Source organism: Fibrobacter sp. (genome assembly GCA_024399065.1).
GTDB lineage: Bacteria > Fibrobacterota > Fibrobacteria > Fibrobacterales > Fibrobacteraceae > Fibrobacter.
In genome coordinates this window covers 20,655-36,989 of sequence record JAKSIB010000026.1, presented here as the reverse complement: position 1 = coordinate 36,989, position 16,335 = coordinate 20,655, and the positions used below count along the sequence as shown (strand labels likewise).

Genomic DNA, 16,335 nt, shown 5'->3' with positions numbered 1-16,335 from the left:
ATGGAAAAGCAGGAATCTGCCGGATTTATTGAGATCATTCTTCATCTGATGAACAACAGCTTGAAGCGTTTCAAGCTGTGGCTTCTTATTTTGATCTTGCCCACGCTAGTCGCCTTTGTGCTGGTGATGTGGGTATTAAAGCCTGTGTATGCCGCCACTGCGGTGGTGACTCCGCCGGCATCGTCCCAGCCGTCCCTTAGCGGCTTGAGTTCCATGCTTGGTGGCGCCTCGGGGGGTGTTTCTTCTCTCCTGGGTTTGGGTTCTGCCGACGACGACGCCAATGCCGTATGGACCATCATGAATTCCTGGGAACTTCATAACCAGGTCATCGAAACCTTCAATCTTGCCGAGCATTACGAGTTCGACGGAAAGTTCCATGCCGACTTGCTGAAGATGTTCCGTAAGAACTTCGGTATGGAAACCAACAAGGAGGACATGTTCTCCATTACGGTGGAAGATGAAGACTACAAGCTGGCCGCCAAGATGGTCGCCTTTATCTTGGAAAAGGCCGATTCCGCCTTCAATGCCTTCAAGACCGCCCAGGCTCGACAGTCCCGACTCTACCTGGATTCCCGCCTGGACTCCTGCCTCCACACCCTGGATTCCTTGATGGCTTCCTTTGTGAAGTTCCAGGAGGAAAACAACTTCTACGATCCGGAAGTTCAGCTGGAATCTACTCTCAAGTACTTGACCACCCTGCAATCCAGACGTGAAGAAATCGCCATGGAAATGGCTTTTGAAAAGGCAGACCGTGGAGAGAACAGCAAACGCTATGAAGAATTGAACAAGCGCTACCAGGGCGTGAATGCTGCCTTGAACGGTGCTGTAAATGGAAAGCACAAGAATGTGGGTATCGTCTCCTTGAAGAAGTCTCCGGAACTTGGCGCCGAATATGTGCGTCGTGAAAGCGAGATTCGCGTTCAGGAAGCGATGTACAAATTGCTTCGTCAGCAGAGCGAACAAATGCGCATGGAAGAAGCCAAGATGCTTACCAACCTCCATGTTCTTGAACCGCCTTGGGAAAACGACAAGAAGGTTTTCCCGCTCCGTGGCGTGACCTTGATGTTCACATGCATGGTTTCCTTCATTTTGGCAACCATCATTTGCAACATCCTCGGTTTCCTGGATGAAGAAGTTGCCCGCGGTTCCGAGGTGGGTGTGCAGTGGATTAAATTCAAGGGCCATTTCTCCAAGAAGAAAGGGTAGCCTATGTTTTCCTGGATAATGCTATATCCGGAAACTACAGTTTGCGCTATTGTCGCGATGTACTGCCTGATTCGGGTGGTATGGCTCAAGAGGGATTTTTTCAGCCCTATTTCCATCTATTGCTTTACTCAGTTCCTCACCTTGGGAATTGCCTTTTTGCGCATTGATCCGGCAATGACGGATTTCCATGCGAAGACCTGGATGGTGTGGATCCTGGGCTTGCTTTCTTTTTGCTCGGGATGTTTTCTGGTTACCCAGTATGCAAGGACCAAGAGACTCTGTTGTACCCTGGCCGAGCCGGTTCCGCAAAAGGAATACAACTGGAACGTGCATCTTGTATTTTCGTTAGTTTCCTTCCTTCTTTTCATGGTTGGTGTGGCCGGCGTCGTCATGAAGGTCGGCACCTTGATTATCTTTGCGGACCACCCGTCGGATTGGATGTCGAAGGATGTGGATTACGGCTACTTCGCTGTACTCCTGAGTAGCGGGCCCTTGGCGGTCATGCTTTTCGGTATTGCCGCCTTTAAGAAGTTCAACAGCAATGTCTTTGTTTGCAGGCTTTCAAAGTTCATGGTGTTTTTTACCATCTTGATGAATCTGCTGGCTTACCCTAACAGAACCTCGTTGTTCTTCAATGTGGGTTTCCTGATAATCATGTCCAACTATTTGTTCAAGAGGATTTCGCCTTTCGTTATAAGCTTCGTGTTGATTCTTGCCATTGGCGGTTTTGTGGGAATCAGTAGTGTGCGAGCCCAGTACGGCGGCAGCGATGTGAAGGGCAAGGCTATGGATGTGGTGATGAAGCTGCCCTACATGTACGTGGCCAACAACTACTGGAACCTGGACTATGCATTGAACTCGCCGAACGACAGGGAAATCCATCCCCATACTTACGGTATTGATTTTTTTAGCGGTGTATTTGAGTTCTTCCGGGTCAGCGGAAGCTTCAAGAATAGCCTAAGGTGGGACAACGCTTTTAATGACCGAATCCAGAAGGTGGGCGGTTTCAATACGGTGAACTACTTGTGGGAAGTCTACAAGGACTTGTACCTGGTGGGTTGTTTCCTGTTCCCGTTCTTCTGCGGCATAGCCCTGACCTTGTTGCACCTGAGGCTTTGCGGACCTTACACGCCACGACAGATTGCCCTATACACCTTCTTCATTTACTTTGTGGGATGGTGGTTCTTTACGGCTGGCTACAAGCAGGGCCTCTATTGCATCTGGGGATTCTATATCTTCGCAGCAACCACGATTTGCGGGGGCTGGAAACGAAAGCCTGCCGTGGCAAGTGAATTACCAGCGGATGCGCCTGTTCTTGAAAAAGTAGACGGCCAGCTGCAAGCTCAGCAGTAAGTCTCCGGTAAGAGTTAATACCGGAATATAACGGCTATCAAGGAAGTTGCCGCCTACAAGGCAGACGACGATATTGAAAAGGCCGCCCAGTGAAATCATGATTCCGTAGAGCCAGGTGCGCTTTTCCTTCAGCATGGTAGAGATCATTCCCATGCGGGTTGCCTGGAGTATCAAGGAAAGGGAAAGAATTCGCAGGCAGAAGCAGCTTGTCTGGAGAACGTCGTCGGTCCAGGGGGCTGCGAAGAAGATAATCTTGAGTGTGTATTCCGGGAAGAGCCAGAAGGGTGAACAAGCCACGGCGATGAATGCCGTGAATGTAATCTGGTCGCGAAGATGGAGGATCTTGCTGTCGGTTTGATGCAGTGAGATGAGGCTCGAGGAAATGAAGTGGACCATGAGCCCGGATGCAAGCATTATTAGTTTGTGTGCAAAATTGTAGGCGCCGAGGAAAGTCTCGTTGGCGAAACTTGCGATGGTGTACAGGCCGACGGGAAGGTATGCGAAGCTGGCTAGGCTTGCAATGGCGTAGGGCCCCGCGGACTTGAACATGAGTTTAAAGAATTGCTTTGTGTGCCTGCCGATGTGGAATACCTTGGTGTTGAATGCCTGTCCGACACCGAAGCCGAATGCGGGAATTGCCGCAAGGACCATGGCACCAGCGATGGCCGGGATGGAATCAAGCTTGAAATACCAGAGGGCTATTCCCATGACCGTGGTATAGGAAATGGTGTGCAGGACCTTTGAAATGAGCAGTTTCTTCCAGAAGTTTCCGCAGATGAAATACCAGTCGAAGAATGCGTGCTGGAATAGAAGCCCCAGGGCGAGAACCAGTTCTCCGTAGAACATGGGGCTGTCCCGGCGGACTATGCAGGCGAACAGGACCATGGCAAGCGCTGCGACAGCTGTCATGGAGAGGCGTAGTTGCAGGACGTTGGTAAATAGCCTGCCCTGGGTTGCCCTCTTGCCGAAGAAAGCAAGAATCAGGGTGGCCATGCCGAAATCCGCCAAGGCGCAGAATATGGTGTAGTCACTTTGCAGAATTCCGAAGAATCCGAATTTGACAATTCCTAGGTTGCTAGCGATAATATTCTGGACGAGGACGGAAACGCCCTGGATGAGAATGTTCACCAAGGAAATGAAAACGCCGATCTTGATATTCTTTAACGCTTGCAACGGGACATAAAATAGATGATTATGCAACATGTGTCTTTTGTTTTTTGTATCTTTGGGTGCAAAATCGCGAGAGTGGCGGAATTGGCAGACGCGCCAGACTTAGGATCTGGTACCTCGGTGTGTGGGTTCGACTCCCACCCCTCGCATGCATTTAACATCTAACATTCGATTATAAATCGATCCTCGGAGTCCATAATGACCGTTGAAATCAAAGAAACCAGTGCAACCGTTCGCACTCTCGAAATCACTATTCCGCAGGCTGATTTGACCGCTCCTTTCGAAAAGAAGCTCTCTCAGTACAAGAAGCAGGTCACCCTTAAGGGTTTCCGTCAGGGCCAGGTTCCCAAGGCTATGATCCTGAAGCAGTTCGGCGAATCCATTCGTCACGAAGCTGTCGACGAAATCGTTAACAAGATCGTTACCGAAGAACTCAAGAAGGCTAACATCATTCCGGTCGGCCCCATGAAGGTTGTTGATTTCAAGGACGACAAGGCTTCCGACATCGCACTTAAGGTGGAAGTCGAAATGGATCCGGTCATCGACATCAAGGGCTATGCTGACACTGGCGTTACCGTTCCGGATGCTGCAATCAACGATTCTGAAGTCGAAGACGAATACAACCGTCTCATGCAGATGTGGAGCAAGGACGAACACGTTGACCGCGCTGCTGCAAAGGGCGACGTTGTTGTCGGTAACTACATCGAAGTCATCATCGACGGCGAAAAGCAGGACCTTCCGGAAAACCGTGAATTCCGCTCTCTCCTCGGTGAATCCGCTTCCCCGGGATTCGATGCTGGCCTCAACGGTGCATCCGCTGGCGAAACCAAGGAAATCAACTTCCAGTATCCGGAAGACCACAAGGACGAACGCTATCGTGGTAAGACTGCTCAGTTCAAGGTTGAAATCACCGACGTCCGCGCTATTGTTCCGCCCACCATGGACGAAACTTTCCTCGAACAGGTTGGTGTCAAGTCTGTTGAAGAATTGAAGCAGAACCTCGCTGACAGCCTCGCAAACCAGAAGAAGGAACTCGTCAAGAACAAGGCTGTGAACGAAGCTATCGACAAGATTATCGAAGCTAACCCGTTCGAAGTCCCGCAGGCTCGTATCTACGACCTCATCCGTTGGTCCATGAACCGCAACGCTCAGAGCGAAAAGGACATGGTCGAACCCACTGAAGAACAGATTAAGGCTCTCGCTCCGGAAGCAATCAAGGAAATCAAGAAGCATCGCATTCTCGACTTCGTCGCAACCGCTGAAAAGATCAAGCCGACCCAGGCTACCGTTGATGCTCGCTTGCAGGATCTCGCCAACGCATACCACGTTGACTTCGAATCCCTGAAGGCTCATTTCCGTCAGTCCGGCCGTATCAACAGCCTCCGTGACGAACTCCGCATCCAGTTGGCTGCAGACTTCATCGTCGGTATCCGCCCTGCTGCTGAAGAAACAAAGTAAGAGGTACACTCATAATGATCATCCCTACCGTCATTGAGACCACCGGTCGCGGTGAACGCGCCTACGATATCTATTCCCGTCTCCTTAAGGAACGCATCATCTTCTTGGGAACTCCCATTAACGATGAAGTGGCCAACAATGTTATGGCCCAGTTGATTTTCCTTGAATACGAGAACCCGGAAAAGGATATTACGCTGTACATCAACAGCCCTGGTGGATACGTGTCGGCAGGTTTGGCCATTTATGATACCATGCAGCATGTTCGTCCGAACATCGCTACAATCTGTATTGGTAGTTGTGCATCGATGGCTGCTGTGTTGCTGGCTGCTGGAACCAAGGGCAAGCGCTACGCTCTCCCGCATTCCCGCATCATGTTGCACCAGCCGTCCGGCGCCGCTACCGGTCAGTCTACCGACATCCAGATTACTGCAAAGGAAATTGTCCGCACTAAGGACACCCTGGCAGAAATCGTCGCCAAGCATACTGGCAAGGCAATCGAAGAAGTCCGTGAAAAGACCGACCGTGATTTTTACATGAGTCCTGAAGAAGCCAAGGCATTTGGCGTCATTGACGAAATCTTCGTGCCGCGTAAAGAGGGTATCTAATGTATCGTAACGGGAAGAACCACCCGACGGTTACTTGCAGTTTCTGCGGTAAACCGGCTGAGCAAGTCGAAAAGATGATTACTGGTGCTGGGGTCCACATCTGTAGTGATTGTGTGTCCATGTGCCACCGCATCATTGAAGAAGACCGTTCCCGTTCTCAACAGGCTGCGGCTGCAGCAGAAGTTGCTTCCAAGCCGCTCCCGTGCCCTTCTGAAATCAAGGCCCACCTGGACGAATTCGTAATCGGCCAGGACCAGGCCAAGATGGCACTTTCTGTTGCCGTCTACAATCACTACAAGCGTCTGCGTTACAAACAAACTCATACCGACAAGAACGACGTGGAAGTGGAAAAGTCCAACTTGCTGTTGGTGGGCCCTACCGGATCCGGTAAGACTTTGCTGGCTCAGACCATGGCCCGCTTCCTTGATGTTCCGTTCTCCATTGCCGATGCTACCGTCCTTACGGAAGCAGGCTACGTTGGTGAAGACGTGGACAGCATCATCGTGCGCCTTTTGCAGGCTGCCGACTATGATGTGGCCAAGGCCGAACGTGGCATCATCTTCATCGATGAAATCGACAAGATCGCCCGTAAGACCGCCAATCCTTCCATCACCCGCGACGTCAGTGGCGAAGGTGTTCAGCAGGGCTTGCTGAAGCTTTTGGAAGGTACCGTTGCTGCCGTGCCCCCGAAGGGTGGCCGTAAGCATCCGGAACAGCCACTGGTTCAGGTGAATACCCGCAACATCCTTTTCATTTGCGGTGGCGCCTTCGAAACTTTGGACAAGATTATTTCCCGCCGCATCAACAAGGGCGGCATGGGCTTTGGTGCCGAAATTCGTAGCGCAGAAGAAAACTCCCTGAGTGAACTCTTCAAGGTAATCGAACCTGATGACTTGATTCAGTTCGGTTTGATTCCCGAAATCGTCGGCCGTTTGCCTGTGGCTGTGGCTCTCGAAGAACTTGACGAATCCGCATTGCTCAACATCTTGACCAAACCCAAGAACGCCTTGGTAAAGCAGTACAAGAGTTTGTTCGCAATGGACGGTATCGAGTTGGAATTCGAGGATGATGCCCTCAAGGAAATCGTCCGCGAAACCATGGTCCGCAAAACTGGTGCCCGCGGCCTCCGTTCCGTCATGGAAAAGGCTCTGCAGCGCTACATGTTTGAAATGCCCGGCACTGAAAACAAGAAGTTGCTTCTTACTGCCGACATGGTCAAGAAGGCATTGAATCCTTCTTCCGAGACGCCCAAGAAATCTCGTAAGAAAGCTTCCTAGTTTGTGTGTCCGCAAATCGGCCCCGTGCTGAAGCGGACTTTGCAAGCGCCAAAGGGATGATTAGCCTAGGTAAGGCGTCATCCTTTTTTGTATTTTTGGGTCGTAAAAATATTGGAGAAAAATTTTGGCTATTGACTTTTCGAAAAGCTTTCCGTTGCTCCCGCTGAGGGACGCCATTGTTTTCCCTTTGACAACTCGCCGCATTCTTGTTGGTAGAGACATTTCCCTTAAGGCTTTGGAATACGCCGAAGCTCACGACAACGAGATTATTCTCGCTGCCCAGAAGAATATTGAACAGGAACTCATCGACAACCCCATGCTGGATTTGTATTCCGTGGGTGTGTTGGCTCGCATTAGCAATGTGACTCCGTTCCCCAATGGTTGCGTGAAGGTTGTGCTGGAAGGCGACGTGGTGGTGGACCTCCGTTCCATCGTCTCCAACGAAGGTTTCTTCAAGGTCACCGTTACTCCCAAGGTTCCGGCAATCACCCTGAAGGACAAGAGCGAAAAGTTCGAAGCCGTATTGAACCAGTTCAGGGAATATTCCATGCACAGGAATATTGCCGAAGGCATGGTGGATGCATTGTTCACCATGGATAGCCACCTCAATGCTTTCTATGGAATGATCCCGTTCCTCCAGGTTTCTTTGGATGAACGTCAGCGCCTTTTGGAAATTGGCAACATCGAAGCTTTGGCAGACCGTCTCCTGGAAGTGATGCAGGTGGCCGCAAGCAACGACAATGTGATGGTGAAGGTTCAGCAGAACGTTCGTCAGAAGATGGCCCAGCAGCAGAAGGAATGGTTCATTTCCGAACAGATCCGTCAGCTGCAAGATGAACTTGATGGCGAAAACGGTCAGTCCGAACCGGATCAGCTCCTGAAGAAAATCAAGGAGAAGAAGTTCGCCCCCGCCATCCAGGAAAAGCTTGAAGAAGAAATCGGCCGCATGCGTCTGATGCAGCCCACTTCTCCGGAATACGCCGTGAGCCGCAACTATCTGGATTGGTTCCTCACGCTGCCCTACGGTGAATATACCGAAACCGTTTTGAACATGAAGAAGGTGAAGTCCGAACTGGACTCCAAGCATTTCGGCTTGGACAAGGTGAAGGATCGCATCATGGAATACGTTGCCGTTCTGAAGCTTACCGGTACAGAACGCCGCGCACCGATCCTCTGCCTGGTGGGTCCTCCGGGCGTCGGTAAGACTACCTTGGTGGAATCCATCGCCAAGGCAATGCAGCGTAGTTTCGTTCGCATCACTTTGGGTGGTGTCCGTGACGAAGCTGAAATCCGTGGTCATCGCCGCACTTACATTGGCGCCATGCCGGGCCGTTTCATTCATGCCCTCAAGCGTGCCAAGTGCATGAACCCCATTATTCTTCTGGATGAAATTGACAAGATGGCTAGCGACTTCCGCGGCGATCCCGCCAGCGCTATGCTGGAAGTCTTGGACCCGGAACAGAATCACGACTTTACCGACCACTTCATGGAAGTGGGCCTGGATCTTTCCCGCGTGCTGTTCATCGCTACTGCAAACAACGAGAACCAGATTCCCGAAGCTTTGCACGACCGTTTGGAAATCGTGCGCCTTCCGGGTTACTATCCCCACGAAAAGGAAAAGATTGCATCCAACTACCTGGTGCCCCGCATTTGCGAACGTACCGGCGTGAAGCTGGGTGAAGACATCCAGTTCCCCGATGAAATTGTCCGCAAGGTGATCCGCGACTGGACCCGCGAAGCTGGCGTCCGTGAACTGGAACGCATGCTGGAAAACGTTGTGCGTCACCGCGCCAAGGACATGGTGATGGGCAAGAAGTTTACTAAGGAACTGAATGAAAAGACCTTGCAGGAATACCTGGGTGCTCCGCGATTCCTGGAAAGCCAGTTGCCGGAACCGGGTCGTCCGGGCGTTGTGACTGGCCTTGCCTGGACAAGCGTTGGCGGCGAAATCCTGCCTATTGAATGTTCCCTCATGGCGGGCAAGGGCAATCTCTTGCTCACCGGTAAGCTGGGCGACGTGATGAAGGAATCCGCCCAGATCGCTCTCTCCTTGGTGCGTGAACGCTTGGAAGATTTCGGCATCGACGCTGAAAAGTTCGGAAAGACCGACATTCACATTCACGTGCCCGAAGGCGCTGTTCCCAAGGACGGCCCCTCCGCCGGTATCGCCCTCACTTTGTGCTTGCTCTCTGCATTCACCAAGCAGCCCATTCCGCCGGACATCGCGTTCACTGGTGAAGTGAGCCTCACTGGCGCCTGCCTTGCAATCGGCGGCTTGAACGAGAAGGCTTTGGCTGCTCTCCAGGCTGGTGTGAAGACCTTGCGCCTGCCTGCCCAGAACCAGAAGGATGTGAACGAACTTCCCGCTCCTGCAAAGAAGGGCCTGAAGATTTACACCCACAAGCACATCGACGAAATCATCAAGATTCTCTTTGTGAAGCCCGGTGCAAAATCTGCGAAGGTTGACGAAAAGAAAGCCGCGAGCGAAAAGCCTGCCGGCAAGACGGCCGCGAAGAAAAAATCTGGCAAGAAGTAAAAATTAAAGGACCCGCGGAACAAATCTGCGGGTCTTTTTTTGTACAGAAATTTCGCAACGTTTAAATTCGCAACGTTTAAATTTCGGGATTAGATTTCGAGACGGCTAAAGTTCCCGATTAATCTTTCGGTAGTTGGCCTTGACTTTTTTCACGTAGTCAAAGGTTTCGTATTTCATAAACACAAGACGTAAAAGTTCGAAGTACCTGAAAGTCTTGTACAGTTCCGCCTGCTTGTATCCGCCGTTGTAATGGGCCAGCATTAAGTTGATATCGCCACTGTATTCCTTGTGCAGCATGGAGATGAACTTGACGCCGATCTGGATATTGTCCTTCGCATCCATCAGGTTGAAGCTTTGGAGTTTCAGTTTCTGGGCCACGTTTTTCCCGGTGGTGGGCATCACCTGCATCAGCCCTAACGCACCGACGCGGCTTTTGGCGTTGACCTTGAATTTGCTTTCCTGGGCAATGACGGCGGCCACCAATTTATAGTCCACATCGTACTGCTTTGAATAAGTCAGGATATAATTGGAAAAGCGATCCACATCGGCGGCGCTCAGTTTCTGATTAACCGAGGTGATGAACTTCTTCAGTTTTTCGGGAGAATCCTTCTTGTTGAAAAAGGTCAGGACTTCCTTGCTGTTTGCGATTTCATCCAGATAGTCTTCCACTGCGGGAAGCGCACCCCCGCAAAAGAATAGAACCGCAAATATGACCAGTAGTAATTTCTTCAAAGTTCTCCTCGCCTTTCCGTACTGCAATATATTAAAAGTCGGTTCCATAAAAACTTGGGCTTATGGGTTTTTCTATATTTCGGAACATGGAATTTACTCTTGAAGAAATGCGTGGCCAGCTGGCCAAATTGGAAACGAGAATCTCTGCCGCTTGCGCTCAGGCGGGCCGTTCCCGTGAATCGGTGCTTTTGGTTTGGGTCAGTAAGTTCCACTCGGCGGAAGCAGTGGAAAACGCAATTGCCCTGGGTGCAAAAGTCTTTGGCGAGAACCGCGTGCAGGAAGCGGAATCCAAGTTCAGCGAACGTCGCGTGGCTCTCGATGGCTCCCCGGTGCAGTGCCATGTCATAGGACCTGTGCAGAGCAACAAATTGAAGAAGGCCGCCATCGTCGCCGACTGCATTCATTCCATTGCAAGCATGGAAGCCGTTGAAAAACTGGAAAAGGTCTGCGCAGCACTGCCAGGCGAAAAGGTTGCGGCCAATGGCAAGACTTTGGAAATTCTTTTTCAGGTGAACGCCGGCGAAGAAGAAACCAAGAGCGGTTTGGATGTTGCAAACGCCGACGCATTCCTGGCAGAACTTGAAAAAGTCGCTGGCCCTTGTGGTCCCGACGGCAAGAGCGAAAAATTCCAGCACTTGAAATTCCGCGGCCTCATGACCATCGGCAAGAACACCGGTGTTGCAGAAGATTCCCGCGAATGCTTTGCCTTCCTCCGCAATCTTCAGCAGAAGTACTTGGCCAGGGGCGGCGTATTCGCAAACTTCGACCAGCTTTCCATGGGCATGACCGGCGACTTGGAAGTGGCCATCGAAGAAGGTTCTACCATGATCCGCGTAGGCACCGCCCTCTTCGGCGAACGCGACTACAGCAAGCCCGTAAACGATCCCGTTTAACACAATGTGTCATCCCGGACTTGATTCCGGCGGACAGCACTTAGGAACTTGTTCCTTAGTGCGCATGGTTCCCGTATGGGGAGGATCTCCTTTTACAAACAAATTACAATTTGACCCTTGCCAGTATTTATGTATAAGCTATAATTCCGCCCGAGGTTCGAAAAAGTATCTCCAAGGCATCTGAAAAACAGATGTCTTTTTTCTTTCCAAAGGAGATACTATGTCCAGTCAAATTCAAGATTTCAAGTTGCCCAACGATTGGCAAAATTCCAACCCCCAGACTTTTGAAGGTTTGGCAAACGTAATTAGTGCGACGTCGTCGCACCAATTTGAAAATTGGACTATTCGTAAGCGAGGTATTTTAGACCTGAATTTATAATGACTGGCTTAATTAAAAATTATATATTGGAAAAAAGCCGATTTTTATATGAAAAAGTATTTTGCATTCACATTTTTTGTTATAACAAGCGTTTGGTCTGAGGAAGGAAAGGTTGATGTATTGCCGCAATATGTTCCTCAAAGCCATGTGACGAGGGCTGTTGAAGAATTCTTGAATCAAAAGACTCAGTATAGAACTGCAAGCGTTGAACGAGATGTTATGGGAAGACAGCGGGATCAATTGAAAACAGCTGTTTTTCCGATAGAAAACAGAATGAAGGTCATTGTGAGTGATCTCTCTTTTAGAGAATCAATGGACTCAGCTTCCTATGGTCGTTATGAAAACGATGTGTTGTTTCCTCGATATTGGTTGAATAATCAGCTTCTGTCAAAAGATGCTTATGTGTCTCGAACGAAAAAGGAAAACGAAAAGTTCTATAAGCCTAGCTATGTCGATTACCTTACGGCGAAAGAAATTCGAGAACTTTTAAGTGGACCGACTCCTGTTCTAGTTGGGGAATATAAAGAACCGAAACCGTCAATGACCTATTCGAGTATTTTTACCCTTTCTCAAATTAATACTCATGCGTTTACCAATAACCATAAAGGCAATGGTGTTGGTGTGTATTTTAATGAAACGGGATGTCCTGAAACATCTGACTTAGATACGGACCATTATTCTGCGATGACGCCGTGTTATCGTGGTTATAAGGGGCATCCGACAGGTGTTGCTAGAATTCTTCAAGAAACAGCCCCTCAAGCAATGATTTATGGTTACGATGAGGATGCTTATCCTAACCCAAATACTATGGATCCTCAAATAGATGTTGGATCGCATTCTTGGACGGTTTGTGCTGGGGGTGATTATTGCCAAGCTGATGTTGATATGGATGACTATATTTACAATAATAGAGTTATCAATTTTGTTTGTGCAGGAAATAAGAATTTTGAAGATGAGGATGATGATTTTTGGGTGAAAAGTCCCGGGCTTGCAGTTAATGCGATTACTGTGGGTGCAGTTGATCCTATGACGAGAAATTATGCTTCTTATTCTGCTTGGAGAAATTCAGATATAAGGAATCAGAAACCTGAAGTTGCTAATTTTACGGATTTCTTTTTCCCGAATGCGCATTATGTGTGGGAAAACGGCTCTGTAAGTTATAACGGTTTTTTTGATGGCACTAGTGCGTCAACTCCATACATGGCTGGGATGGTTGCTGATTTACTACAAGATCATGTTTTCTACAAAAGACATCCTGAGGTTGTAAAGGCTCTTTTGCTGACGGCCAATTCTCTTGCTATAGGAGACGCTGACCATGATCGGGACAATTATGCTAATGTTGCAAAAGGTGTTCCTGCTTATAGCGATTTAGCTTGGAATAATCGTTCTGCTTATTGGAATGGTCCAAATGGCTGTTGCTTTGATGATGGTGGGATGATAACGAAGATTGAAAGTAATATTGTCGCAAATCATCACTATAGAATAGCTATTGCATGGTTGACCCCGGCTACATATGTTTATGCCCATAGGATGATTTCACAAGATTTGGATCTTTTTGTCTATCAAGATGGTGAATTAATTGCTCGTTCTGAGAGCTCGTCAAATCCGTTTGAAGTTGTTGATTTTTTCACGACGTCATCAAGTGATCTGATTGTTAAAATTAAACGATACTCCAATTCTGGAATGGGTGATGTTGTTTTGGGATATAACTTCTGGCATAATCAATAATAAGGAGCGTACACATGAAATTCAAGTTTATATTCATTGCTACGTTATTAGCCCTTGTAGGCTGTGATTCCGGATCTGGAGAAAGTGTGACTGTTGAAGATAATCCAGGAAACTTGGCGTCGGTTCAGAACAAGGAAAATGGTGGACAGTCTGAAAATGTTGAATCGAATGGAGAATACAATACGCCGCCCTCGTCTGATAGTCGGGAAGGTTCTACAGTTGATACTTTGTCTTCATCTAGTTTTGTTAAAGACAATGAATACGGATCTTCAAACGTGTGGATTCCTAAGGTTAGCGGTTCCTTGGAGGAATATGCTAGGCAGTTTACTGATAATCCACAGGAATTGTCTTTTGATTCGTCGGTGTTGGCTTACAATGGAACTGGCTATTCTCCGGCGAATGTTCCTGAAGAATATTTGGTCGAAGGTGTTCGTAAACTGGATAAGGATAGTCTAGATATTTTCTTTCCTGGAATCAAGGAACGGATTGAAAAACATCAATCTAGCGAGACATGTGATTATTACCTGATGATTATTGGAGATACAAACCAACCTTCAGGAAAAGTTGTGCAGTCCGTTCAAAAGGATTCTATTCTATTGGTCGGTGTTGCAAGAACCGGAGATATGTGTATGTCCTCGAATAACTATATACGAATGGGAGCGTTGATTGAAAATTGTTCTGGTGAGAATCTAGCCGAGGCTTCGATTCAGAGAAAACTTTACAAAAGTCAAGCATGGAATTGCAATGTTAAGGATGGTCCGGCCATATATGCATATGGATACTGGATTAAGGAAGAATTGCTTTAGTCTTCTCCTTTAACAGATGTTGTTTGGACCCCGGCCATTGTGCCGGGGTTTATTGTTTAGTGAATATCACATAGGTGTTTTTTTATTTTGAACAGCAGTTTTGTTTAAACTAAATTTTACATAACTAGGCGATATTTTAAATTATGAAATTCAAAAAAAGTCTTTTTGCATTCTTGATAGCAAGCTCCTTGTGCGCCTTTGGACTGTGCGGTTGTAGTGGTGAAGATTCAAAAGTTGTTGAAGTCAAAAGTGAATTTGGAGACTTTACCTTCGACCTGGATAGCCTTGTGATTCCTGACAGTCTGTTTGGAACAGATTCTCTTTACTCCTGGTTCTTGGAACAAATGATCAAGAACGTGGAAGAACCTTCTGGTGATAAAGACAAGGATGAAGGGGATGAAGACGAAGATGAGGTAGACCTGTCTCCGAAGCTGTTGCCGCCTGCGGGCTTCTATGCTGAATCTTTTACCATTCCTGAACCGGCGCCTGTAAAGGGCGGGCAGATTTACTGCACTCTCGACGGTGGGGATCCTATGGACTATGAGGAAGTCTTGGATTGGCCTTTGACAATTACCAAGAATACGGTAGTTCGCTGTGTCGAAGCCAAGGGCGGATATGAACTAAGAAAGTCCACTCAGACTTATTTTGTTGGTGAAACCGTTTCCATGCCGGTGGTGGCCATCAGTGTGGACCCTTCCTTCTTTAGAAGAGTCTATGTGAACACGTCACGATGCGAAGGTGATGATCCCTACGGATGCCCCGGCCTGATGGATGAAACCGAAGATCCTGTTCATGTGGAATTTTTTGAAAATGGTAGCCGCAGCAGCGGCAAGGCCTGGGAAGTCGACGCCGGTATTTCTCTGATGGGAAACTACAGCCGTACTTATCCCAAGAAGCCCGTGGCAATCAAGATCAAGAAGCAGTATAACGAAAAGAAGCTGAAGTACAACTTGTTCACGGTCCGCCCGGAAGTGAACAAGTTCAGGGGCTTTAACTTGCGCAATAGCGGAAACCGCTACGTAGGCGACCTTGTGGGTGACCCGGCAATGACTGCAATCGTAGAAGGATCCTCCGTAGATTATCAGCGTAACCGTCAGGTGGTGGTATTCTACAATGGTGAATACTACGGCATTCACGACCTTCGCGAAAGACTGAACGAACACTTTGTTGAAACGAATTACGGAATCGACAATAACACCGTAGAAATGGTGAAGCAGAAAAAAGATGTTGTGACGCCAAGTGCTGGCGATGGCCACTACTATGCGGAACTTTTGGCTTTTGTGGCATCAAATGATTTTTCCGGCGAGAACAACGAGGCTTACGCCAAGGTTCAGACCATGATGGATGTAGGCAACTATGCCGACTATCTCGCAGCCCAGTTCTACTTGAAGAATGCGGACTGGCCCAGTAACAATATGCGCGCCTGGCGCTCTCCTGGTCAGCCATTCAAGTTCATGCTTTTTGATACAGACCAGAGTCTAGAGTGGCAGTGGGTTAGCTCCGATTTTAAGATGAATGGCGGCAACATGTTTAAATGGATGCGCAATGACCGTGGTGAAGGCCGAACTGGCCCGGGATACTTTGCAAATATTTATGTAAAGCTGATGGAAAATCCCGACTTCAGAAGAATGTTTGCTAACCACGGCGCTGTGATGCTTAACGAATATTTGACCGAAGAAAGATTGGAGAAATCTCTGAGTGCGGTAAATGCTCAAATTCCGGGTTCCGAAATTGAAAGAGACATGAAGAAGTTCCGTAGGGATTATTGCGGCTTTTATCCAGGTATGTGTGGAGAATTTGATGCCCGTGGTGATATGATTTTGTACTATAGCAAGGGTAGAAACGCTGCCCTTCGTGCAGACTACCGTAAGGAATTTGGCTTTGGTGACGATATCACGGTTTCTGTAGGTGCCAATGGCGGCGGCTACGTAACCATCGATGGAATGAAATTGTCCCGAGTCAATTACACAGGTACGTTCTTTGGCGGAAACAGCATGCTCTTGAAGGCTGAGGCAACCACGGGAATATTTAAGCAGTGGTCTGACGGCGTCAAGGAAAATCCCCGCCTAGTTACTCCTGAAGACGGCAGCGTATTCACCGCCGAATTCCTTTAAACCCAGCATATCATCCCGGACTTGATTCCGGCGGACAGCACTTAGGAACTTGTTCCTTAGTGCGCATGGTTCCCGTAT

12 protein-coding genes and 1 tRNA gene are annotated in these 16,335 nt (G+C 48.5%); 11 read left to right on the top strand and 2 right to left on the bottom strand.

Annotated elements, in window-relative coordinates; genetic code table 11:
- Both MJZ25_11920 and MJZ25_11915 read left to right on the top strand, forming a co-directional pair.
- Positions 1–1,206: a Wzz/FepE/Etk N-terminal domain-containing protein gene (locus tag MJZ25_11920; GenBank protein ID MCQ2124880.1), complete on the top strand. Its 1,206-nt coding sequence runs from the start codon at positions 1–3 to the stop codon at positions 1,204–1,206.
- A gap of 3 nt (positions 1,207–1,209) precedes the next feature.
- Complete coding sequence (locus MJZ25_11915) at positions 1,210–2,559, top strand: oligosaccharide repeat unit polymerase (protein ID MCQ2124879.1); 1,350 nt, start codon at positions 1,210–1,212, stop codon at positions 2,557–2,559.
- Here the strand turns inward: MJZ25_11915 and MJZ25_11910 are convergent.
- Positions 2,500–3,732, bottom strand: a complete 1,233-nt coding sequence (locus tag MJZ25_11910; GenBank protein MCQ2124878.1) for an oligosaccharide flippase family protein — start codon at positions 3,730–3,732, stop codon at positions 2,500–2,502. The genes MJZ25_11915 and MJZ25_11910 overlap by 60 nt on opposite strands.
- Positions 3,733–3,798: 66 nt before the next feature.
- Here MJZ25_11910 and MJZ25_11905 point away from each other — a divergent pair.
- The 5 genes from MJZ25_11905 (at position 3,799) to lon (ending at position 9,605) form a co-directional block, all read left to right on the top strand.
- Positions 3,799–3,878, top strand: a tRNA-Leu gene (locus tag MJZ25_11905).
- Positions 3,879–3,927: 49 nt separating this feature from the next.
- The gene (gene tig / locus MJZ25_11900) at positions 3,928–5,187 is read left to right on the top strand and encodes a trigger factor (GenBank protein ID MCQ2124877.1); all 1,260 of its coding nucleotides are present in this window, start codon (positions 3,928–3,930) and stop codon (positions 5,185–5,187) included.
- A gap of 11 nt (positions 5,188–5,198) precedes the next feature.
- The gene (locus tag MJZ25_11895) at positions 5,199–5,792 is read left to right on the top strand and encodes an ATP-dependent Clp protease proteolytic subunit (protein ID MCQ2124876.1); all 594 of its coding nucleotides are present in this window, start codon (positions 5,199–5,201) and stop codon (positions 5,790–5,792) included.
- Positions 5,792–7,069, top strand: coding sequence for an ATP-dependent Clp protease ATP-binding subunit ClpX (clpX, locus tag MJZ25_11890; protein MCQ2124875.1), 1,278 nt, complete (start codon positions 5,792–5,794; stop codon positions 7,067–7,069). The genes MJZ25_11895 and clpX overlap by 1 nt, the downstream gene beginning before the upstream one ends.
- A 124-nt stretch (positions 7,070–7,193) precedes the next feature.
- Positions 7,194–9,605, top strand: coding sequence for an endopeptidase La (gene lon / locus MJZ25_11885; GenBank protein MCQ2124874.1), 2,412 nt, complete (start codon positions 7,194–7,196; stop codon positions 9,603–9,605).
- Between the two features lie 105 nt (positions 9,606–9,710).
- On the opposite strand, the gene MJZ25_11880 is transcribed toward lon, so the two are convergent.
- Positions 9,711–10,337: a lytic transglycosylase domain-containing protein gene (locus MJZ25_11880; GenBank protein ID MCQ2124873.1), complete on the bottom strand. Its 627-nt coding sequence runs from the start codon at positions 10,335–10,337 to the stop codon at positions 9,711–9,713.
- A gap of 86 nt (positions 10,338–10,423) precedes the next feature.
- Between MJZ25_11880 and MJZ25_11875 the strand changes: the two genes are divergently transcribed.
- The 4 genes from MJZ25_11875 (at position 10,424) to MJZ25_11860 (ending at position 16,257) form a co-directional block, all read left to right on the top strand.
- The gene (locus MJZ25_11875; GenBank protein MCQ2124872.1) at positions 10,424–11,230 is read left to right on the top strand and encodes a YggS family pyridoxal phosphate-dependent enzyme; all 807 of its coding nucleotides are present in this window, start codon (positions 10,424–10,426) and stop codon (positions 11,228–11,230) included.
- A gap of 427 nt (positions 11,231–11,657) precedes the next feature.
- Entirely contained in the window at positions 11,658–13,337 is a 1,680-nt protein-coding gene (locus MJZ25_11870; protein ID MCQ2124871.1) for a S8 family peptidase, read from the top strand.
- 14 nt (positions 13,338–13,351) lie between these two features.
- Positions 13,352–14,143 carry a hypothetical protein gene (locus MJZ25_11865; protein MCQ2124870.1) on the top strand — a complete coding sequence of 264 codons (792 nt, stop codon included), beginning with the start codon at positions 13,352–13,354 and terminating at the stop codon, positions 14,141–14,143.
- 143 nt (positions 14,144–14,286) lie between these two features.
- Positions 14,287–16,257: a CotH kinase family protein gene (locus tag MJZ25_11860; GenBank protein ID MCQ2124869.1), complete on the top strand. Its 1,971-nt coding sequence runs from the start codon at positions 14,287–14,289 to the stop codon at positions 16,255–16,257.
- Positions 16,258–16,335: the final 78 nt, after the last annotated feature.

Excerpts from the sequence above, each read along its gene's own strand:
- MJZ25_11920 (MCQ2124880.1), top strand. The coding sequence starts at position 1 with ATGGAAAAGCAGGAATCTGCCGGATTTATTGAGATCATTCTTCATCTG.
- MJZ25_11915 (MCQ2124879.1), top strand. The coding sequence starts at position 1,210 with ATGTTTTCCTGGATAATGCTATATCCGGAAACTACAGTTTGCGCTATT.
- tig (MCQ2124877.1), top strand. The coding sequence starts at position 3,928 with ATGACCGTTGAAATCAAAGAAACCAGTGCAACCGTTCGCACTCTCGAA.
- clpX (MCQ2124875.1), top strand. The coding sequence starts at position 5,792 with ATGTATCGTAACGGGAAGAACCACCCGACGGTTACTTGCAGTTTCTGC.
- MJZ25_11875 (MCQ2124872.1), top strand. The coding sequence starts at position 10,424 with ATGGAATTTACTCTTGAAGAAATGCGTGGCCAGCTGGCCAAATTGGAA.
- MJZ25_11870 (MCQ2124871.1), top strand. The coding sequence starts at position 11,658 with ATGAAAAAGTATTTTGCATTCACATTTTTTGTTATAACAAGCGTTTGG.
- MJZ25_11865 (MCQ2124870.1), top strand. The coding sequence starts at position 13,352 with ATGAAATTCAAGTTTATATTCATTGCTACGTTATTAGCCCTTGTAGGC.
- MJZ25_11860 (MCQ2124869.1), top strand. The coding sequence starts at position 14,287 with ATGAAATTCAAAAAAAGTCTTTTTGCATTCTTGATAGCAAGCTCCTTG.